Annotated in this window: 16 protein-coding genes; 6 read left to right on the forward strand and 10 right to left on the reverse strand. The window is 75.0% G+C overall.

Annotated elements, in window-relative coordinates; genetic code table 11:
* Positions 1 to 65: 65 nt before the first annotated feature.
* Complete coding sequence (locus CELF_RS18210; RefSeq protein ID WP_013772733.1) at positions 66 to 860, reverse strand: HAD family hydrolase; 795 nt, start codon at positions 858 to 860, stop codon at positions 66 to 68.
* Entirely contained in the window at positions 857 to 2140 is a 1284-nt protein-coding gene (gene serS / locus CELF_RS18215) for a serine--tRNA ligase (RefSeq protein WP_041553616.1), read from the reverse strand. Before serS ends, CELF_RS18210 begins: the two co-directional genes overlap by 4 nt.
* 456 nt (positions 2141 to 2596) lie before the next feature.
* Between serS and CELF_RS18220 the strand changes: the two genes are divergently transcribed.
* Together CELF_RS18220 and CELF_RS18225 are read left to right on the forward strand one after the other, a co-directional pair.
* The gene (locus CELF_RS18220; protein WP_013772735.1) at positions 2597 to 3757 is read left to right on the forward strand and encodes a diacylglycerol/lipid kinase family protein; all 1161 of its coding nucleotides are present in this window, start codon (positions 2597 to 2599) and stop codon (positions 3755 to 3757) included.
* A gap of 186 nt (positions 3758 to 3943) precedes the next feature.
* Entirely contained in the window at positions 3944 to 4747 is an 804-nt protein-coding gene (locus tag CELF_RS18225) for an SdrD B-like domain-containing protein (protein WP_013772736.1), read from the forward strand.
* A gap of 169 nt (positions 4748 to 4916) precedes the next feature.
* On the opposite strand, the gene pheA is transcribed toward CELF_RS18225, so the two are convergent.
* Entirely contained in the window at positions 4917 to 5918 is a 1002-nt protein-coding gene (gene pheA / locus CELF_RS18230) for a prephenate dehydratase (RefSeq protein WP_013772737.1), read from the reverse strand.
* A gap of 80 nt (positions 5919 to 5998) precedes the next feature.
* Here pheA and CELF_RS18235 point away from each other — a divergent pair, with 80 nt between their 5' ends.
* Positions 5999 to 8530, forward strand: a complete 2532-nt coding sequence (locus tag CELF_RS18235; protein WP_126297897.1) for a hypothetical protein — start codon at positions 5999 to 6001, stop codon at positions 8528 to 8530.
* On the opposite strand, the gene CELF_RS18240 is transcribed toward CELF_RS18235, so the two are convergent.
* Entirely contained in the window at positions 8445 to 9302 is an 858-nt protein-coding gene (locus CELF_RS18240; protein WP_013772739.1) for a glycosyltransferase family 2 protein, read from the reverse strand. The genes CELF_RS18235 and CELF_RS18240 overlap by 86 nt on opposite strands.
* An 86-nt stretch (positions 9303 to 9388) precedes the next feature.
* Positions 9389 to 10213: a DUF5926 family protein gene (locus CELF_RS18245; RefSeq protein ID WP_013772740.1), complete on the reverse strand. Its 825-nt coding sequence runs from the start codon at positions 10211 to 10213 to the stop codon at positions 9389 to 9391.
* 103 nt (positions 10214 to 10316) lie between these two features.
* Between CELF_RS18245 and pgm the strand changes: the two genes are divergently transcribed.
* Positions 10317 to 11993, forward strand: a complete 1677-nt coding sequence (pgm, locus tag CELF_RS18250; protein WP_013772741.1) for a phosphoglucomutase (alpha-D-glucose-1,6-bisphosphate-dependent) — start codon at positions 10317 to 10319, stop codon at positions 11991 to 11993.
* 184 nt (positions 11994 to 12177) lie between these two features.
* On the opposite strand, the gene CELF_RS18255 is transcribed toward pgm, so the two are convergent.
* The 4 genes from CELF_RS18255 to CELF_RS18270 form a co-directional block, all read right to left on the reverse strand.
* Positions 12178 to 13575: a UDP-glucose dehydrogenase family protein gene (locus CELF_RS18255; protein ID WP_013772742.1), complete on the reverse strand. Its 1398-nt coding sequence runs from the start codon at positions 13573 to 13575 to the stop codon at positions 12178 to 12180.
* Positions 13576 to 13622: 47 nt separating this feature from the next.
* Positions 13623 to 15149: a glycoside hydrolase family 26 protein gene (locus tag CELF_RS18260; RefSeq protein WP_013772743.1), complete on the reverse strand. Its 1527-nt coding sequence runs from the start codon at positions 15147 to 15149 to the stop codon at positions 13623 to 13625.
* Positions 15142 to 16641, reverse strand: coding sequence for a glycosyltransferase family 2 protein (locus CELF_RS18265; RefSeq protein WP_049791506.1), 1500 nt, complete (start codon positions 16639 to 16641; stop codon positions 15142 to 15144). Before CELF_RS18265 ends, CELF_RS18260 begins: the two co-directional genes overlap by 8 nt.
* A gap of 391 nt (positions 16642 to 17032) precedes the next feature.
* The gene (locus tag CELF_RS18270; protein ID WP_013772745.1) at positions 17033 to 17326 is read right to left on the reverse strand and encodes a GNAT family N-acetyltransferase; all 294 of its coding nucleotides are present in this window, start codon (positions 17324 to 17326) and stop codon (positions 17033 to 17035) included.
* A 75-nt stretch (positions 17327 to 17401) separates the two neighbouring features.
* Here CELF_RS18270 and CELF_RS18275 point away from each other — a divergent pair, with 75 nt between their 5' ends.
* Both CELF_RS18275 and CELF_RS18280 read left to right on the forward strand, forming a co-directional pair.
* A complete protein-coding gene (locus CELF_RS18275; protein ID WP_013772746.1) occupies positions 17402 to 18793 on the forward strand; it encodes an MFS transporter in 1392 nt (463 codons plus the stop codon).
* 77 nt (positions 18794 to 18870) lie between these two features.
* Positions 18871 to 19932 (forward strand): phosphotransferase family protein, encoded by a 1062-nt coding sequence (locus tag CELF_RS18280; RefSeq protein ID WP_126297899.1) that lies wholly within the window; start codon positions 18871 to 18873, stop codon positions 19930 to 19932.
* Positions 19933 to 19969: 37 nt separating this feature from the next.
* Here the strand turns inward: CELF_RS18280 and CELF_RS18285 are convergent, their stop codons facing one another.
* Positions 19970 to 21250: an MFS transporter gene (locus CELF_RS18285; protein ID WP_013772748.1), complete on the reverse strand. Its 1281-nt coding sequence runs from the start codon at positions 21248 to 21250 to the stop codon at positions 19970 to 19972.
* Positions 21251 to 21426 lie beyond the last annotated feature (176 nt).

The following is a 21426-nucleotide window of genomic DNA, read 5'->3' on the forward strand; positions in this document are numbered from 1 at the left end:
TCAGTCTTCGCGCAGGTCGCAGACCTGAGCGGCCTACCGCGCGGTCGGTCGACGTGACGGACCCGTCAGACCAGGAGGCTGCGGAGCACCGCGACGGCGCCGTCGTCCTCGATCGTCCCCGTCACCTCGTCGGCCGCGGCGCGGACGGTGTCCGTCGCGTGACCCATCGCGACGCCGCGCGCGGCCCAGCGCAGCATCTGCACGTCGTTGCTGCCGTCCCCCACGGCGACCGTCTGGAACGGCTCGACGCCCTCGTGCTGCCGGATCTCCTCGAGCGCGCTCGCCTTCGACACCCCGCCCGGGGTGAGGTCGAGCCACGCCGACCAGCCGACCGCGTACTCGACCTCGTGCAGGCCGACGCGCTCCACCAGCGCGTGGAACTCCTCGGGGCTCGCCTCGGGCGCCCGGATGACGACACGCGTCGCGGGCGTGGACGCGAGCTCCTCGAACGGCACCACCTCGACGCGACCCGACAGCTCCCCCGTCGGGAAGTCCGCCGACACCTTGAACCCCACGCCCAGGTCCTCGACCGCGATGAGCGCGTCCGGCAGCTCCATCGCGATCGTGCGCAGCGCCGGGCCCGGGTCGAACGTCACCGACCGGTCGACGACGAACCCCTCGGGGCTGCCGTCGAGGCGCGCCGTCACGGCGCCGTTGGAGCACACGACCCACCCCTCGGTGAGCCCGAGCTCGCGCGCGACCGGCACCGCGGAGTGCGCCCCGCGGCCCGTCGCGAGCACCACGTGCACGCCCGCGTCCCGGACCGCCGCGACGGCCTCGCGGACGTCGTCGGACAGCACGCCGTCGTAGGACATGAGGGTCCCGTCGACGTCGAGGGCCACGAGGCGGCAGCGGCTCATCGCACGGGCTCCAGCACCTCGAGGCCGCCGAGGTACGGCCGCAGCGCCTCGGGCACCCGCACCGAGCCGTCCTCCTGCTGGTGGTTCTCCAGGATCGCCACGATCCAGCGCGTCGTCGCGAGGGTGCCGTTGAGCGTCGCCACCGGGCGCACCGTGCCGTCGGCGGTCCGCTCCCGCACGCCGAGGCGGCGCGCCTGGAACGTCGTGCAGTTCGACGTCGACGTGAGCTCGAGCCACCGCTGCTGGCTCGGCAGCCACGCCTCGCAGTCGAACTTGCGGGCCGCGCTGCTGCCCAGGTCGCCCGCGGCGGTGTCGATGACGCGGTAGGGCAGCTCGACGAGGTCGAGCATCTCCTTCTCCCAGCCGAGGATCCGCCGGTGCTCGTCGGCCGCGTCCTCGACGGTCGTGTACGAGAACGCCTCGACCTTGTGGAACTGGTGCACGCGGATGATGCCGCGCGTGTCCTTGCCGTACGAGCCGGCCTCGCGCCGGTAGCACGCGCTCCAGCCCGCGTAGCGCTTCGGGCCGCCGCTCAGGTCGAGGATCTCGCCGCTGTGGTACCCCGCGAGCGCGACCTCCGACGTGCCGACGAGGTACAGGTCGTCGGCGGGGAGGTGGTAGATCTCGTCCGCGTGGGCCCCGAGGAACCCGGTGCCCGCCATGACCTCGGGCTTGACGAGCGTCGGCGTGATGACGGGCGTGAACCCGGCCGCGAGCGCCCGGTCGACGGCCGCGTTGAGCAGCGCGAGCTCGAGCCGCGCCCCGAGGCCCGTGAGGTAGTAGAACCGCGCGCCCGACACCTTCGCGCCGCGCTCGGTGTCGATCGCGGCCAGACCCTCGCCGAGCGCGAGGTGGTCGCGGACCGCGAAGCCGTCGCCGTACTCGGCCGCGAAGTCGCGGGGCGTGCCGACGTGCTCGACGACGACGTAGTCGTCCTCGCCGCCGCCCGGGACGCCGTCCTCGACCACGTTGCCGATGCGGCGCGTGAGGTCCGCGGCGTGCCGCTCGGCCTCCTCGGCCTCCTGCTGCAGGCCCTTGACCTGCTCGGCAAGCGACTTCCCGTGCGCGAGCAGCGCGTGCTTCTCGTTGCCCTGCGCGGCCGCGACCTTCTTGCCGTGGGCCTTCTGCTCGGCCCGCAGCGTCTCGAACTGGGTCAGGGCGGCCCGGCGGCGGGCGTCGGCGTCGAGGACCTGGTCGACCAGGGACGGGTCGTCCCCGCGGAGCACCTGGCTGTTCCGGACGAGGTCGGGGTCCTCCCGCAGGAGCCGCAGATCGATCACCCGCCCGATGCTACCGACCCACCCCCACCCCTCCCTCCCCACCCCCGCCGCACCCACCCTGCCGCCCCGCCCCACCCCCGCCCTGCCGCCCCGCCCCACCCCGCCGCATCCCGCGCTGCCGCCCCGCCCCACCCCCGCCGCACCCCGCCCTGCCGCCCCGCCCCTCCCCCGGCCCCCCTCTCCCCACCTCCACCCCCACCCCCAGCCGCCCGCCCGCCCGCGAGATCGCGAGCTCTCGCCCCGATCGCGAGGCAGGACTCGCGATCTCGGCGGGAGGTCGCGATCTCGGCGCCGGAGGGGGTGGAGGGGAGGGCCGCGGCTGCGGCTCGGGGTCGGGGTCGAGAGGGAGGGAGGGACGGGCGTGGCGGGGTGTCGAGGGTGGGGCGGTTCCCCGGGGCGGGGGGTGGGTGGCGCGTCCGCAGGTCGGGGGCCCGGTCGGGGGCCTAGATTGCCCGCATGGCGTGGGAGGGGTGGGTCGCGGTCGTGGCCGGCGTCCTCGCGCTCGCCGCGCTCGGGATCGCGCTGCTGCTGTGGGTGCGGCAGAGGGAGCTGCGGCGCCGGATCGAGTCCCCCGGACGGGCGCAGGTGGCCCGCGCGCTGCGGCTCGCGCGCGACGTCCAGGGCAGCGGTCAGCTCGTCGCGTTCGTCGCCAACCCGTCCAAGCCCGACGTGGCGCACCTGCGGGCCGCGGTCGTGCGCGCGTGCGCCGACCAGCTCCTGCCCGAGCCGCTGTGGCTCGAGACGACGGTCGAGGACCCGGGGGTCGGGCAGACGCGCGCCGCCGTCGACCAGGGTGCCGACGTCGTCGTCGCGATCGGCGGCGACGGGACGGTGCGGGCCGTCGCCGAGGGGCTCGTCGGCACGGGCGTCCCCATGGGCCTGATCCCGCTCGGCACCGGCAACCTGCTGGCCCGCAACCTCGACCTGCCGCTGTCCGACCCGCTGGCCGCGCTGCACGTCGCGCTCGACGGCCGGGACCGGACGATCGACGTCGGCTGGCTGCGCGTGCTGCGGTTCGAGTCCGACGTGCACGACGACGTCGCCGAGGCCGCCGACGACCTGCCCGACGACACCGACCTGCCGCGCGACCACATCTTCCTCGTCATCGCGGGCGTCGGGTTCGACGCGGCGATGGTCGCCGACACCGACGAGCAGCTCAAGGCGCGGGTCGGCTGGATCGCGTACTTCTTCGCCGGGATGCGGCACCTGCACGGCCGGCGCACGCGCGTGCACGTCCGGCTCGACGACCAGCAGACCACCACGACACGCCTGCGCAGCCTGCTCATCGGCAACTGCGGGCGGCTGCCCGGCGGGATCACGCTCCTGCCCGACGCGGAGCTCGACGACGGCTGGCTCGACGTCGCCGCGATCGACACCCGCGCCGGGATCGCCGGCTGGGCGCAGCTGCTCGGGGAGGTCGTGCTGCAGGGCGTCGGCGTACGCAACGAGCTGCCCGCGAAGATCGGCCGCATCGACCACACGCGCGCGCAGGAGGTGCGCCTCGTCGTCCCGGGCGGCGACCACGTGCAGGTCGACGGCGACGTCGTCGGGCGCGTCACCGAGCTGCGGGCACGCGTCGACCCGGGGGCGCTCGTCGTGCGGGTGCCGTCGGCCTGAGCCCGGGGCCGCGCGACCTGGAGCGTCCGGGCGTCCGCACCCCACGCGGCGTCGGCGGCGCGCCGCGGCCGCTGCCGCGCGTTCCCCCGGACCGGTGACAGCGCGTCCGGTTCCTCCCGACCTGTCCGGAACGGGCGCTACCGTGGGCCGTCGGCGTGCCCCTGCCGACGGACGAAGGAGTCACGGTTGCCGACCTCCACCCACCAGGACCCGCCGGCGAGCGCGCCGCGCGGCGTGACGCGCGTCCCCCCGGGCGGACCCGCCGTCACCCCTTCCCGACGTCGCGTGCCCGGCCCGCAGCAGCCCGACGACGTCCCGCGCCGGCGCGCACGACGGGCCGCGGCCGCGACCGCTGCGACGGCCGCGCGGCGGCACCGGCTCGGCGCGGTCGCCGCCGTCGGGGCGTCCACGGTCGGCGCGCTGGCCGCCGTCGGGCTCGTCGTGGCGCTGGGTGCGCCGGACGCGGTGGTGGAGAGGCTCGACGCGGTGACGCTCGGGCCCGTGGCCGCCGACGAGGTCGCGCCCGCGACGGCACCGCGGCTCGCGCTCGTGACCCGCGCGTGGCGGGACGACGACGGCGACGGGCTGCGCAGCGACGACGAGGGGGCACTGCCGGGCGTGCTCGTGCAGCTCGAGACCGCCGACGCCGAGCCGGCGCGCGACGTCCGCGGCCGGCCCGTCCCGCCGGTGTCGACGGGCGACGACGGCACCGCGACGTTCGCGGGCCTGCCCGACGGCGTCTACCGCGTGCGGTACGTGCTCCCCGCGGGCCACCGGCTCACGACGCCGCTCGCCCGCCCGGGCCGCGCGACGGCCGACTCCGACGCCGACCCGGTGGACGCGGGCGGCACGGTCGGCCTGTCGGGCCCGCTCGCGCTGACCGCCGAGGAGCTCGACCTCGCGCCGGCCGACCTCGATGCCGACCGCGTGCTGCGCGGCGTGGACGTGGGCGTGGTCCCCGCGGCCGAGGTGCTCGACGCGGCCGGCTGACCGGCGCGGCTCGGTCGACCTGCGCGGTAGGTCGACCGAGCGGCGGGGTCGACCGCCGGTGGGTCGACCCACGCGGTGGGTGGATCGGCGCGGTCGGTCGACCGGCGTGGGTGGACCGGCGCGGTGGGTGGACCGGCGCGGTGGTGGACCGGCGCGGGGCCGGCCGGGGTCAGGTCGCCCGGCCGCCGCGGACCGCGCGCAGCCACTCGCGCGCGGTCACGAAGTCCGCGTCAGCCGTCCCCACGTGCACGGTCGGCGCGACCGCGTCGGCGCGCGGGTACGAACCGAGGAAGCGCACGTGCGGGCAGCGGCGGTGCAGGCCCATGATCGCCTCGCCGACGCGCTCGTCGGTGATGTGCCCCTCCGCGTCGATCGAGAACGAGTAGCGCCCGAGCGCGTCGCCGATCGGCCGCGACTCGATGCGCGACAGGTTCACGCCACGGACGGCGAACTGCTCGAGCATGGCCAGCAGCGCGCCCGCCTCGTTGTCGGGCAGGTGCACGACCAGGGTCGTCTTGTCGGCTCCCGTCGGCGGCGGCACCTCGCCGGGGTGCCCGACGACGACGAACCGCGTCACGGCCGTCGCGTTGTCCGCGACGTCGACCGCGAGCGGGACGAGGCCGTAGGTGTCGACCGCGGTGGGCGGCACGAGCGCGGCGTCGAAGCCCAGGTCGGCGGCGGCCTGCGCGGCCCGCCCGGCGAGCAGCGCCGCGGGCGCGGTGTTCGACGTCGCCGGCACGTGCACGACGCGCGGCAGGTGGTGCGCGAGCCAGCGTCGGCACTGCACCCACGCGTGCGGGTGCGCGGAGATGCGGCGCACCTCCGCCAGCGTGACCCCGGGCGCGGCTGCGAGCGTGAACTGGACGGGGACCAGCACCTCGCGCAGGAGGACCAGCGGGGAGCCGCCCGCGAGGCTGTCGAGCGTCGCCGTGACGCCGCCCTCGACGGTGCTCTCGATCGCGACGACCGCGTAGTCGGCCTCGCCGGACCGCACGGCGCCGATCGCGGCGGCCACGTCGGTCTGCGGCAGGTACTGCGCGTCCTGCGGGCTCACGACCTGCCGCAGCGCGGCCTCGGTGAACGTCCCGGCGGGACCCAGGTAGGCGTACCGCGGCCGGTCCGCGCCCGCGGGCGTCGCCGGCCCGGGCGTGACCGCTCCCGACTCGGACATCACAGCTCCTCCTCAGGCGCTCCACGCGGCGTCGACCCCACCCGCCGGGGTCGAGGGTAGTGCGCCCGTAGGCTGGTCCGGTGCCCCGTCCTGCCCGCCCGCGCGCCCTGTCCCGACGCGTGCGCGTGCTCGCCGGTGCGCTGCTCGCGGCGGTGACGCTGCTGCTGCTCGCCCCGCCCGCCGGCGCGGGGACGCGTCCCGCGGCGGTCGAGCCGAGCCCGTCCGCCACGGCGACGGGGGCCGCCGGGGACGCGAGCACCGCACCCGTCGTCCTCGTGGGCGTCACGGGCCTGCGCTGGGACGACGTCACGACGCTCACCACGCCCGCGCTGTGGGACCTGTCCCGCGACGGGTCCGTCGGCCTGGTCGCCGCCCGGTCCGTCGAGCTGCGGTCGTGCCCCGCCGACGGCTGGCTCGCGGTGTCGTCGGGCGAGCGCGCGTCGGACCTGCCCGCCGACGACCGCCGGTGCCGGACGCTGCGCGAGCCGGGCGAGGACGGTCTCGTCCCCGGGTGGACCGACTACCAGGCGTCCGCCCGGGCCGAGTCGTACGGGGCCCGCCCCGGGCTGCTCGGGGACCTCCTCGACGGGTCGGGCACCGCGGCCACGGGCATCGGCCCGGGTGCGGCGATCGCGCTCGCGGACGGTGACGGCCTGCCCGTCGGGACGCACGTGCCCCGGCCCACGACCACGAGCGGGCTGACGCGGGCCGTCCGCGACGCGCTCGCGACGTCCCGCCTCGTCGTCGTCGACGCGGGCGTCATCCGCGACCCCGGGTACGCGACCGCGCCGCGCGCCTCGTCGACGCTGCCCGAGGACCAGGAGCCCGCGGACGAGATCCCGGGCCTGCCCGGCGCGACCGACCCCGAGCTCCCGTCGCCCGACGCGATCGTCGAGCCCAGCCGCGCGGCGCAGGCGCAGACGCTCGACGACCGCATCGGCGCCGTGCTGCGGGCGACCGAGCGCAGCGGGGCGACCGTGCTCGTCGTGTCGCTCGCCGACTCCAGCCGCACGACGCTGCAGCTCGCCGCCGCGACGGGGACCGCCCCCGACGGGGACGCGTACGCCGAGAACCTGCTCACGTCCGGCGCGACCCGGCAGGCGGGCCTCGTGCAGACCGCCGACGTGACCCCGACGCTGCTCGACGCGCTCGACCTCGAGGACGAGGCACCGGCGCTCGCGGGCGCGACGATCCTGCCCGTCGCCGGCCCCCCGACCGCGGCGGGACGCATGGCGGTCCTGCTCGACGTCCAGGACAAGGCCCTGTGGGTCACGCGCGTGAGCGGCGGGTTCTCGACGCGCATGGTGCTCGTGCAGGCCGTCCTGTTCGTCGCCGCGGCGGTGATCCTCACGCGCAAGGGCCGCTCCGACCGCGCTCCCCTGCGGCCCGCGCTGCAGGTGCTCAAGGTCGCGGCGCTCGCGCTCGCGGCCGCGCCCGTCACCGCGTTCCTCACGGGCGTCGTGCCGTGGTGGCGCGCGTCCGACCCGCGCGCGGCGTTCTGGTGGACGGTGCTCGGCTGGATCGCGCTGATCACCGCGCTCGCGCTCGCCGGGCCGTGGCGGCGGTCCGTGCTCGGCCCGGCCGGGTTCGTCGCCGCGGTGACCGTCGGGGTGCTCGTGGTCGACGCCTGCACCGGGTCGCACCTCGTCATCGACACCCCGATGGGGGCGCACCGGCTGCTCGCGGCCCGCTTCTACGGCATGAGCAACCAGGCGTTCGCGCTGCTCACCGCGGCGGGGCTGCTCGTCGCCGTCGCGATCGCGGACCCCCTGGTGCGACGTGGACGCCGCACGCTCGCGACCGTGCTCGTCGCCGGGCTGGGCCTGCTGCTCGTCGTCGTGGACGGCGCCCCCGGGCTCGGGTCCGACTTCGGCGGGCCGCCCGCCCTGATCCTCGCGTTCGCGCTGCTCGCGATCGTCGTCAGCGGACGGTCGGTGAACTGGAAGGTCCTCGCGGTGGTGCTGGGGGTCGGCGCGCTCGTCGTGGGCGGCTTCGCGGTGCTCGACTGGATGCGCCCGCCCGCGGACCGCACGCACCTCGGCCGGTTCTTCGCGACCGTCCTCGACGGCGGGCTGTGGGACGTGGTCTACCGCAAGCTGTCCGTGAACCTGCGCGTCCTGACCAACTGGCGCTACCTCGTGCTCGCGGTCGGGGGCGTCGCGCTCACGTGGATCGTCGTCGCGGGCGACCGGCCGGGGCGCGGCGCGCTCATGGGCCCCCGGAGCCCGCTCGCCGGCCTGCAGGCGGCCGTCCCGCTGCTGCGTCCGGCGGTCGCCGCGATCGGCGCGGGGCTCGGCGTCGGGTTCCTCATGAACGACTCGGGCATCGTCGTGCCCGCGACGGGCATCGCCGTCGCGGTGCCGTGCCTCGTGGCCGCCGCGGCGCAGTGGCGGCTCGGGGCCCCCGAGGGCACCCCGGTGCCGGCGGACGCCGGACCGTCCGGCGTCGCCGCGGACGGCGAGGACCGGGCCGCGCCGAGGGCTGGTCAGGCGGACGGCGCGGAGCAGGTCCGCGAGGAGCCCGCCGTCAGCGGTGCGTCTGCGGCGGACGCGGACGCGGCGCGACCGTCTGCCGCACCACCGACGCCGCCCCCCGCACGCGGCGCGCACTGACCGCGAGCTGCACGTCGCGGTACTGCGCGGCCCGGTGCAGCTGGCCCTTGAGGTCGCTGCCCGACGGCCGGTGCCGCAGCTCGCACGGCACCTCGACGACGCGGAACCCCTGCCGCAGCAGGTCGATCGTCATGCCGGTCTCGACACCCCACCCGCGGGCCAGCGGCGTGGCCGCCTCGAACGCCTCGCGCGTGAGGCAGCGCATGCCCGACAGCGGCTGCGTCGGCGTCCAGCCCGTCATCGACGCGATGGCCCGACGCGCCGCGCCGACGACGATGCCGCGGCCGCCGGCACCGGGCTGCGGGGGCAGCAGGGCGATCGCGAGGTCGGCGTGGCCCTCGACGACGGGCGGCACGAGCGGTGCCGTGTTGACCGCGGTCTCGCCGAGGTCGCCGTCGATGAACAGCAGGATCCGCGGCTGACGGTCCGGCGCGTCGCGCATCGCGACGACGGCGGCACCCGTCTCCATCGCGGCGGCCTTGCCCCGGTTGTGGGAGTGCCGCACGACGACGGCACCCGCCTCGCGGGCGACGTGCTGGGTGTTGTCCTCGGAGCCGTCGTCGACGACGAGCACGAGGTCGACGTACGGGATCGCGCGCGCGGAGCGGACCGTGGCGGCGATGCGCCGCGACTCGTCCTTCGCCGGGATGATGACGGCGACACGCTGCCGCTGCCGGTGCGCCTTGGGCGCGGGCGCGGGTGCGGCGGCGGAGGAGGCGGGCGGGCCGGCCTCCGGGTGGTCGTCGGCGGCCTTCCCGCCCTTGCGCGTCACGGGCGTCAGCCTAGCGATCCGCGAGGTGCTCGCCCGCCGGGCAGGCACGCCCGACCGGGGGACGTCGGAACGCACGTCGGGTGACGTCAGCGCAGCGTGACCTGGCGCGCGACCAGGCCGGCGCGGGCGCGGCGGGCGTTCGCGTCGAGCGGGCTCGTGTCGGCGAGCGCCTCGGCGAACGACGGCGCGAACTGCGCCACCGGCCCCTCGACGTCCTCCGCCTCCGACCCGCGGGCGAGCTCCCACACCGGCACCACGAGCCCGCTCGAGCGGAAGTACCCGACGAACTTGCCGCCGTCGAAGCCCGAGGCGCGGCGCGCGTGCAGACGGGCGAGCGCGTCGAGCACGGTCTGCTCGTCGTGGGGCTGCGCCCAGCGCAGGAACTCGCGGGCCCCCATGCGGCACCAGTACGCGGACTCGACCGCCGCGAGCTTGCGGGTGTCGATGATGCCCGCGTCGGCCTCCTCCATGGCGGCGGTGAGGTCCGGGGTGCGCTCGGTGTCCGGCGCGAGCCAGTAGGCGAACGAGTCGTGCACGGTGACCTCGAACGGCACCGACAGGTCGAGGACGTCCTGCAGGCGCGGGCCGGGGCCGGGCAGGCCGACCGTCTCGACGGCCGTGCCGGGCTCGACGTCGAGCGCCTCGAGCAGCGCGGCGGCGAGGTCACGGCTCGCGTCGCCCGAGCTGCCGACCGTCTGCAGCGCCAGCAGGACCACACCGTCCGAGCGGTGCAGCGCGGGCCACGCGGTCGGCAGGACGGTCGTGACGAGCACCTCGCGGGCGCCGTGCTCCTTCGTGGTGCGGGCCGTGGCCGTCGCGGCGGGGACGAGCTCCTTGAGCGCGACCCAGTCGGGCTCGCCGGGGAGCCCCTCGAACGGACGCAGCACGAAGTCGGGCGTGTTCCTGGCCATGCGGTGAAGGGTACCGGGCGTCCGGGCGACGACGGGGCGCACGCCCGGCGACCTGGGACCTCGGGGGCTGCGGGGACGCCTGGCGTGCGGGAGGATCGACCGCATGGACCCGCGCGCCGGAACACCCGCCCAGCCGTCCGACCTCGTCGACCTCGACGCCCTGGTCAGCGCCTACTACGACCGCCAGCCCGACCTCGACGACCCCGCGCAGCGCGTGGTGTTCGGCACGAGCGGCCACCGCGGCTCGGCGCTCGACGCGGCGTTCAACGAGGCGCACATCGTCGCGATCACCGCGGCGATCGTCGAGTACCGCCGCGGGCAGGGCACCGACGGCCCCCTGTTCATCGGCCGGGACACCCACGGCCTGTCCGAGCCCGCGTTCCGCTCCGCGCTCGAGGTGCTCGCCGCCGCGGGCGTGGAGGTGCGGATCGACGCCCGCGACTCGTGGACGCCGACGCCGGCCGTGTCCCACGCGATCCTCAGCTTCAACGGCGCGGGCACGTCCGAGGGCGTGCGCACGTCCGGCCCGGGCCTGGCCGACGGCATCGTCGTGACCCCGTCGCACAACCCGCCGCGCGACGGGGGCTTCAAGTACAACCCGCCGGACGGCGGCCCTGCCGGCTCCGAGGCGACGTCGTGGATCGCGGACCGCGCGAACGCCATCCTCGCGTCCGGCTGGCGGTCGGTGCCGCGCGTGAGCGTCGAGCAGGCGCTCGCCGCCGAGACGACCCGCAAGCACGACTACCTGTCCGCGTACGTCGACGACCTGGCGAACGTCCTCGACCTCGACGCGATCCGCGCGGCGGGGGTGCGCATCGGCGCCGACCCGCTCGGCGGCGCGTCCGTCGAGTACTGGGGCGCGATCGGCGAGCGGTACGGCCTCGACCTCACGGTCGTGAACCCGCAGGTCGACCCGCGCTGGTCGTTCATGACGCTCGACTGGGACGGCAAGATCCGCATGGACTGCTCGTCGCCGTACGCGATGGCGTCGCTGGTGTCCCGCATGGCGGGCGGGGAGGCGCCGTTCGACGTCGCGACGGGCAACGACGCCGACTCCGACCGGCACGGCATCGTCACGCCCGACGCGGGCCTGATGAACCCGAACCACTACATCGCCGTGATGATCCACTACCTGTACGGCGGGGCCCGTCCGGGCTGGCCGACCGGCACCGCGATCGGCAAGACGCTCGTGTCGTCGAGCCTCGTCGACCGCGTCGCCGCCCGTCTGGGACGCCGGCTCGTCGAGGTGCCCGTCGGGTTCAAGTGGTTCGTGCCGGGCCTCGTCGACGGGTCGATCGGGTTCGGCGGCGAGGAGTCCGCGGGCGCGTCGTTCCTCCGCAAGGACGGGACGGTGTGGACCACCGACAAGGACGGCCTCCTGCCCGCCCTGCTGGCCTCGGAGATCATCGCGACCACCGGCAAGTCCCCGTCGCAGATCCACCGCGAGCTCGTCGGCGAGTTCGGCGAGTCCTGGTACGCGCGCGTCGACGCCGCCGCGACCCGCGAGGAGAAGAAGACGCTCGCCGCGCTCGACGCCTCGCAGGTCACCGCGACGACGCTCGCGGGCGAGCCGATCACCGCACGCCTCACGCACGCGCCCGGCAACGACGCGGCGATCGGCGGCCTCAAGGTCACCACGGAGAACGCGTGGTTCGCCGCGCGCCCGTCCGGCACCGAGGACGTGTACAAGATCTACGCCGAGTCGTTCGTCTCGCAGGAGCACCTGGCGCAGGTCCAGGACGAGGCCAAGCAGGTCGTGGCCCAGGCCCTGGGCAGCTGACGCAGCGCCGCGCACCCGCCCGGGGACGCGGACGGGCCGCGCACCCGGGCAGAGGTGCGCGGCCCTGCGGTCGTCGCGGGGGCGCGACGTCGACCGCGGTACGCGTCCTCCCCGCCCCGCGGTGGCGGAGGGGACACGTACGGGGTGGCCGTCGGCGTGCCTCCGACGGCCGGTCTGTGACCCGTCAGGCGGCGGTGCGGCCCAGGCCCCGGAAGGACCAGCCGGCCTGGCGCCAGCGCTGCGGGTCGAGCTTGCCGCGCGCGTCGATGACGTTCGCGTGCTGCGTGAGCGGCGCGAGCGTCGCCGGCTCGGCGCCGACGAACTCGTCCCACTCGGTCAGGACGAGGACGACGTCCGCACCCTCGACGGCCTCCTCGACGGAGGTCGCGTAGCCGAGCGTCGGGAAGGACGCGCGGGCGGTGTCGCCGGCCTCGGGGTCGTACACGGTGACCTGCGCGCCGCGCAGGTGCAGGGCCGCGGCGACGTTGAGGGCCGGCGAGTCGCGCACGTCGTCGGTCTGCGGCTTGAAGGCCGCCCCGAGGACGCCGACCCGGCGGTTCAGGACGGACCCGCCGCACGCCTCGAGGGCGAGGTCGATGACGCGGCCGCGCTGGCCCATGTTGATCTCGTCGACCTGCTGGAGCAGGGCCGAGGCCTGGTGCGCACCGAGCTCGTTGGCACGGTGCATGAGGGCGCGGATGTCCTTGGGCAGGCAGCCGCCGCCGAAGCCGAGGCCCGCGTCGAGGAACTGACGGCCGATGCGGACGTCGTGGCCGAGGGCGTCGGCCAGGACGGTCACGTCGGCGTCGGCGGCCTCGCACACCGAGGCGATCGCGTTGATGAACGAGATCTTGGTGGCGAGGAACGCGTTCGCGCTCACCTTGACGAGCTCGGCGGTCGGCAGGTCGCACACGACGACCGGCGAGCCCTCGGCGATCGGCGTCGCGTAGACGCGGCGCAGCACGGCCTCCGACTCGGGCGTGGTGCCGCCCATGACGATGCGGTCGGGGTGCAGCGTGTCCTGCACGGCCTTGCCCTCGCGGAGGAACTCGGGGTTCCAGACGAGCTCGACGCGCACGTCCTGGCGGGCCTTCGCCGCGACGAGCTCGCGCAGGCGGGCGCCGGTGCCGACGGGGACGGTGGACTTGCCGACGATGAGCGCGTCGTGCGTGAGGTTCTCCGCGATGGCCGTGGTGGCGGCCTCGACGAAGGACAGGTTCGCGGCGTGGCTCGTCTTCGTCTGCGGCGTGCCGACGCAGACGAAGTGCACGTCGGCGAACGCCACGGCCTCGGCCACGTCGGTCGTGAAGCGCAGGCGGCCGGTGGCGAGCTGCTCCTCGAGGAGCTCGGGCAGCCCGGGCTCGAAGAAGGGCACCTTGCCGGCCTGCAGCGCGGCGACCTTGGCCGGGTCGGTGTCGTAGCCGACGACCTCCATGCCGAGCGCGGCCATGGAGACGGCGTGGGTCGCACCGAGGTAGCCGGTGCCGAGCACCGAGATGCGGGGGGCCGGGGCGTCGGCGTCGAAGACGCGCCGGGGGAAGAGGTCGGCGACGCTGAGGTCGTCCGCGTGCTGCTCGGTCATGTCGGTTCTCCTGGATCGGCGAGGGTTGGCGGTGGGCGTCGCGGGCGTCATGACGCACCGCCGGGGGTCAGGGCGAAGCCGTCGGCGGGGTCGTGCAGGCCCTCGACGAAGGCGGCGAGCGAGTCGGCGCGCGACTCGACGCGCCAGTCGTTGGTGATGCGCTCGCCCTGGCTGATGGTCGTGACGGCGTGGTTGAACCAGGCGAACCCGACGACGTCGGCGTTCTTCGGCTCGGCCAGCGCGTCGAACAGGTCCGTGACCCACGCGGCCTTCTGGCCGCCGGCCTCGGAGGCGCCGATCTCCGCGAGGAAGATGGGCTTGCTCGTGATGGCGCGGAGCTGGTCCAGGGACTTGTCGAACGTCCACGCGAACGTCGGCGTCTGCCCGTCGCGGTACGGCGGGCGGTAGTACCCGGACAGGCCGACCCAGTCGACGTACTCGTCACCGGGGTACAGGCTGCGCGTGTACTCGAGCGACTGGTTCGCCGCGGGCAGGTTGTTGACGATGTTCGGCGCCCACACCCACAGCACGTACTGGTTGGCGCCGGCCTGCTCGAAGATGTCGTGCACGTGGCGCCACATCTTCACGTAGTCGCCGGGGTTGTTGCCGTTGACGGACGCACCGCCGGAGCCCTGCTCGTTCCACGGGTACCAGGACGCGTTCATCTCGTGGTCGAGACGGATCGCGACGGGCAGGCCGAGCGCGGTGACGTCGGCGGCGTACTGCCGCAGGTAGTCGTCGTACCGGCCGTTGATGATCTCCGGCAGGGACCACTCGGGCTCCTCCACGACGTCGTTCGCCGTGGCGAGAGCGCGCGACTCCCAGGTGACCATCGGCATCGCGCCCTTGGCCCAGGTGCGGGAGACGGCGTCCGCGCGGAACGGCCCGTCCCAGCCCTGGAAGTAGCCGACGACGTTCGGCTGGGTGCCGATCTTCGCGGCGACGGAGTCCTGCTCGGCCCAGCTGAACGGGGCCTGCGGGGTGTAGAGCCCGAGGAGACGCTGGGCCGGCCGGCGCAGCGCGTCGAGCGGCGGGGCGGTCGGCTTGACCTCGGGCGCGGGCCCGGAGGTGGTGGGCGCGGCGGCGTCGGCCCGGGCACGGGCGAGCGCGGCCTCGGCCCGCGCGGCGCGGTCCCGTGCCTTGCCGCGCTCGGCGGCGGCCTTGCGCTCCGCGGCGGCCTTGGCGGCGCCCGCCGCCTGGGCGGCGGCCTGCTCCTCGGCGGCCTTCTGCGCGCCGGCGGCGGCAGCGGCGGCCTTCTCCTCCTCGGCCTTGGCCTGCCCGCGCTCCGCGGCGGCCTTGCGGTCGGCGGCGGCCTTGCGCTGCGAGCGCTCGAGGTCGGCGACCTCCTTCTCGCGCGCCTCGAGCGCGTAGCGCAGCTCGTCGTTCTGCTCCTGGAGCCGCAGCTCCTCGGCGGTGGCCCGGGTGGGGACGACCGCGTCGACGGACGGGGACAGCCAGACGCCGACGGTGACGGCGACGAGGGCCAGGGCGATCGCGGCTGCGGAGAGCCGCTTGCGCGGCGACGGGCGGATGGCCCGCGCCCACCAGCCGGCGTGTGCGGTGTGCTCAGACATAGACGAGTGCCTCCAGGGCGAAGATCGCGACGGCCACCACGTAGGGGATGCCGGCGAGCGGGTTGAGACGGCGACGGCGGCGCGGCGCGGGCGCCGGGCCGGCCGTGGCGCGACGGACGCGGGCCGGGGCCTGGGTCAGCACGGTGCCGTCGGCGTCCCGCTGGGAGGGGACGACGCCGTCGGGGGCGCGGTCGACGAGGTCGACGGGGCCCTGCGGGCTCTGCTCGAGCTCCTCCATGAGGTCGCCGCCGGCGTAGGCGCCCGCACGGGTGCCCCAGCCGCTGGCGTGGGCCATGCGCAGGAAGCCGAGGAGGCGGACCGGCATGAGGAAGAACGTCGACACGATGATGAACAGGGGCAGCCGCAGGAAGTCCGACGGCTTCTCGTGCAGGTGGCGGATCTGCCGGATCGCCATGGACAGCACGGAGGAGACGATCATCGTGGCGACGACCCAGACCCAGCCCGTGAGGCCCGTGTAGGTCTCGAGGATCGCCTGGTACAGGTTGATCCCGGTGCCGGACGCGGACCGGTAGATCCAGCCGGCGATCGTCCCGACCAGCAGGAACGGCAGGACGATGTCCATGACGAAGAAGATCGCCAGCATGGGGGCGTGCCCCAGCATCCACGGGAGCATCCGCAGGGTGTTGTACTGGCTGCCGCGGGCCCAGCGGAGCTGCTGCTTGAAGAGCTTCTTCACCTGCAGCGGCGCGTCGGTGTAGACGAGGCTCGTGTACTGGTAGACGGACTTGTAGCCGGCCTTCAGCGTGAGGTTCGTCAGGGTCCGGTCGTCGGAGACCTCGAGGAAGACGCCCATGAACTTCTGGGTCATGAAGTCGTCCATGACGTCGACGAGGATGTGCCGGCGGAACGCGATGGTGCGCCCCGGCAGGCAGCCGACCTGGCCCAGCGCGGACTGCGCGGGCATCGAGTAGAGCGCGCGGGTGTTCTCGAGCCAGTCGGCCCAGCGGGTGATCCAGGACCGCTCGGGGTCGAGGATGCGCTGGCGCGTCGTGACGCCGCCGACGTTGTCGTCCGCGAACGGCTTGACCAGCTCGGGCAGCGTGCCGTCGGTCCAGACGGTGTCGGAGTCGACGAGGACCGTGATCTCGCCGCGCGACATCTCGGTGCCGATCTTGACGGCGTTGCGCTTGCCCGGGATCGGGGTGTGCACCCAGCGGACGAGCGGGGCGAACTCCTCGCTCACGCGCTCCAGGGCGGGGTTGCGCTTGCCGTTGATGACGACGATGACCTCGTCGGGCTGCTGGGCGACGATCCGCTTCAGCACGTCGTGGAAGAGGTCGAGCGGCTCGTCGACCACGGGGATCACGACGGACGTCGTGCCGTGGAACTCACCGGTGTAGGGCTTGTAGCGGCGCGAGAGAAGCACCTTGAGCAGCCACAATGCCCAGATCAGGGTCGAGAAGACCGCGAACAAATAGAATTCTGACTGCCCCGCGAACATGTGACGGAGCTGCAGCACGAAGACGAACAATGGCCTACCCGCTCATCGTGAGTCGTGTGTGATGACTGCTGAGCGACGACGATGGCGAACAGCGAAGGACGTCCCGGACGCATCCCGGTCTGGGCATACGTCGGGCGTCGGTGGTCCCTGTGAGGCGTGATGACCGCGAAGAGACGTGCGCAACCGCCCCCTGATCGATGGAGGCGCACGGCCGGTGCGCGGGGGCAGCGATGGCCTGTCACAGCCCGCCACGAACTCGGTAAATGGAACCTACCAGGCGGTAAAGGGACATTGAGACGAACAAGCGTCCAAATGTGACGCCGTTCACCGGAAACGCTTACCGCTTGACCCGATGTGTCCGTATTGCCCTAGGCAAGTTCATCAGAAATTTACTCAAGTTGCTTGTGACAACCGCCGTGTGCTATGCGGACCGGTGCACGAGGTCCTGGTAGTCGGGGTGACGGGCGATCCACGCCCGGACGTACGGGCACAGGGCGACGACGTCGCGCCCCTGCGCGCGCACCGAGTCCAGCGCCCCGCGCACGAGCGTCGACGCCACACCGCGTCCCTCGTGCCGCGGGTCCACCTCCGTGTGGGTGAACACCACCGTCCGGCCGACACCGTCGTACACCGCGAAGCCGAGCAGCTCACCCGCCTCGTCGCGCGCCTCGAACCGGTGCGCCTGCGGCGCGTCGCTGACCAGCACGTCTGCCATGACCCGATCGTGCGCCACGCCGCGCCCCGCGCCAAGCCCCCGGCCCACGTCGGCGCCCGGTGCGAGACTAGCCGCATGCTCCAGCCGTACCGCGAGATCCTGTCGCGCCCCGGAGCCCTGGCGTTCTCCGTCGCAGGGATGGTCGCCCGGCTCCAGATGTCGATGATCGGCATCGGCATCGTCCTCATGATCGCCGCGCTCTACGACTCCTACGGGCTCGCCGGCCGGGTGTCCGCGGTCTACGTCGTCGCGCAGGCGCTGTGCTCGCCGCAGCTCGCGCGACTGGTCGACCGGCACGGGCAGGCGCGCGTCATGCGCCCCGCCGTGGCGGTCGCCTCCGTCGGCCTCGTCACCCTGGTGGTCGCCGCCCGCGCCGACACCCACCCCGTGCTCCTCTACGCCGCCGCCGCCGTCACCGGCGCCGCCGTGGGGTCGTTCGGCTCGCTCGTGCGGGCCCGGTGGGCCGGCGTGCTCGGCGGCGAGCCCCGCGCCATGCACACCGCGTACGCGCTCGAGTCCACCATCGACGAGCTCGTCTTCATCGTCGGGCCCGTCCTCGCCACGCTCCTCGCGACGAGCGTCGACCCGGCCGCCGGGCTCGTGGTGCCGCTCGTCGCGCTCGTCCTCGGCGGCTACTGGTTCCTCGCGCTGCGCGCCACCGAGCCCGCACCGAGCGCCGCGACCGGCGAGCGGCACCGCGGGTCGGTGCTCGCGTCGCCCGGCATGGTCGTGCTCGCGCTCGTGTTCATCGCGATGGGCGCGATCTTCGGCGCCACCGACGTCTCGACCGTCGCCTTCGCGGAGGAGTCCGGGAACACGGGCGTCGCGGGCGTGATCCTCGCGGTGTTCGCGCTCGGCTCGCTCATCGCCGGCCTGCTCTACGGCACCCGCCACTGGGTCCGGCCCCTGCACCAGCGGTTCGCCATCGGCGTGGTCGTGCTCGCCGTCGGGGTCTCGTTCTTCGTCGTCGCGGCCAACCTCGTGGCGCTCGCCGCCGTCATGTTCGTCACGGGGTTCGCGATCGCGCCGACGCTCATCAACGGCAACGCGCTCGTGCAGCAGCTCGTGCCCGCCGCGCGGCTCACCGAGGGACTCACCTGGGTCGGCACGTCGCTCGGCGTCGGCGTGTCCGTCGGGTCGTCCGTCGCGGGCTCCCGGATCGACGCCGACGGGTCGCACGGCGGGTTCCTCGTCGTCATCGTGTCCGCCGTCCTCGCGCTGGTCGCGACCCTCGCCGCCTACCGCACGCTGCGGCCCACCCCGGGCGACGAGAAGGCCCGCGTCGCCCGCGCCGTCGAGGACGAGTCGCCCTCGCCCACCGCCGGAGCCACCGTCGCGGCCTGCGAGATCGCGGACTGCGTCGACCCGCGCGGCACCGTCCCGCAGCAGCGCACCGGAGCCGGTGACGGCGCGAGCGCGACCGAGCCGTCGGGACCTCGCACCACGCACGTCGTCGACGAGGGCTGACGGCGCCGGGAGTTTCGACACCCGCAACGGCCCTCGGCCCCTCCCACCCGGCCACGGCGCGCAGTAGCGTGCGCCGGGTGACCCTCGCCGACGAGACCTCCGTCACCAGCACCGACGCCACCGACGTGCCGCTCGACGCGCTGCGCACCGTGCTGGCACCGCTCGGCACCGTGGTGTCCGCCGAGCGGCTCACCGGCGGCATGTTCGCGACCAGCTATCGGGTCGTCCTGGACGACGGGGTGCGTGTCATCGTCAAGACCGCGCCGACCGCGACCGAGAAGCTCCTCACCTACGAGCTCGACCTCGTGCGGTCCGAGGCGCACGTCTACCGCCTCGCCGAGCAGCACCCCCAGCTCCTGATGCCGCGCGTGCTGCTCACCGACGAGACGCGCAGCGTGCTGCCGTCGGACGCGCTCGTCGTCAGCCACCTCGACGGCGTCCCGCTCACGGACGCCGGCTTCGGACCCGCCGACACCGACCCGCGTGCCGCACGCGCGGAGCACGAGCTCGGGGCGTACATGGCACGGCTGCACACCGCTCCGGGGCTCGCGTGGGCGCGTGCCCTCACCCCGACGGACGGCGAGCACGACCGTCCGTTCGGCTACCCCAACGCGGCCAGCGGGCTCGTCGGCCGGACCTGGACCGAGACGTTCACGGCCATGGTCGACGCCGTGCTCGACGACGCGCCGCGCTGGGGCGTCGAGCTGCCCGCCGACCTCGTCCGCTCCGCCGTCGCGCGCCACCGGTCCGCGCTCGCCGACGTCACGCAGCCCGCGCTCGTCCACACCGACCTGTGGGCCGGCAACCTGTTCGTCGACGCCGCGACCGGCGAGATCGTCGGCGTCATCGACCCCGAGCGCGCGTTCTGGGGCGACCCGCTGCACGAGGTCGTGGGCGCCGACTGCCACAACACCGGGCCGGTCAACCCGCGCGTGCTCGCCGGGTACGCGTCGGTCGTGCCCGGCGGGCTGGACGTCACGAGCCCGTCCGCCCGCACCCGGCTCGCGCTCTACCGGACGTTCCTCACGCTCATCCTGCTCACCGAGATCACACCCCGCGCCTTCGACGGCGACTGGGTGCCCGGCTACCGCGCGGAGCTGTGGCGCGCGCTCGACGTGCACCTGGCCGCGCTGGCCTGACCGCCGCCGCCCACGCCCGCCGCAGACGCCGCGGGGGTCACGGCGTCGGGTGGTGGGAGTCGTAGTCCCAGAAGGTGCGTTGCGCGCGCACCAGGAGCCAGACGAGGACCACGCACGTCAGCCCGCCGATCACCGCGGTCCAGCCCTCGCCGACCCGCGTCGCCAGGCCGCCCAGCAGCAGCTCGCCCACGCGCGGGCCGCCCGCGACGACCACGACGAAGACGCCCTGGAGCCGGCCGCGCATGTCGTCCGGCGTCGCGGTCTGCAGGATGCTCTGGCGGAACACCGAGCTGATCGCGTCGCTCGCGCCCGCGACCGCGAGCAGGAGCACGGCCAGCGCCAGCGCGCCCCACAGGACCTGGTCCGGGCGGTCGCGGTCGACGACGACGAGGACCGCGCCGAAGCCCGCGATCGCGAGGCCCCACACCGTGATCGCCACCGTGATGATCCGGCCCTGCCAGCGCACGCGCACGAGCGGCCCGGAGAACACCCCCGCGAGCACCGCGCCGACCGCGGCCGCCGCGGTCACGACGCCCGTCGTCGTCTCGCCGCCGCCCAGGTAGACCACGCCGACCGCGGGGAACAGCACGCGCGGGGACGCGCAGATCATCGCGACGAGGTCCACCGCGAACGTCATGCGCACGTTGCGCTGCGTGCCGAGGTAGCGCAGCCCGTCGACGACCGAGCCGATCCCGACGCGCGCACGCCGGGTCGACGACGGCTCGGGCGGCACCGGCGGCAGCCGCAGCAGCGCCGTGAGCGCGAACGTGAACAGCACCGCGTCGAGCGTGTACGCCGCCGCGTACCCCAGCCACGCCACGACCGCCGCGCCGAGCAGCGGGCCGACCGTCAGGGCGACGTTCCATCCCGTGGTCTGGAGCGCGTTCGCGGCGGGCAGGAGCTTCGCGTCGAGCAGGCGCGGGATGATCGCGGTGCGTGCCGGGCTGTTGACCGCGCCCGCACCCGACTGCACCGCGACCAGCGCGTACAGCAGCCCGACGTGCGCGTTGCCGAGCCACGCCTGCGCCGCGAGCCCCAGCACCACGACCCAGGACACGACCGACGCGACCAGCGCGACCCGCCGGCGGTCGTAGTGGTCGACGATCGCGCCGCCGTACAGCCCGAACGCGACGAGCGGCACGAGCGCGCACAGCCCGAGCACGCCCACCGAGAACGTCGACCCCGTGAGCTCGTACACCTGCAGGCCCACGGCGACGACCGTGAGCTGCGTGCCGAGGTTGGAGACGGACAGCCCCCACCACAGGCGCCGGAACTCCGGGCTGACGCGCAGGGGGGTCGTGTCGACGACGAGAGACATCCGCCGCACCCTAACCCGCCCCTCCGCTCCCGCCGGTCCCCACCCCCACGCCGCCGGCGCCGAGATCGCGAGCCCCCGTCGAGCTCGCGAGGCCGGACTCACGAGGTCGGCGAGACGTCGCGATCTCGGCGCGGACGGCATGGGAAGGTGGGCGCGCGGGACGAGATCCGGAGGTC

It is taken from the genome of Cellulomonas fimi ATCC 484 (assembly GCF_000212695.1).
Taxonomy (GTDB): Bacteria; Actinomycetota; Actinomycetes; order Actinomycetales; family Cellulomonadaceae; genus Cellulomonas; species Cellulomonas fimi.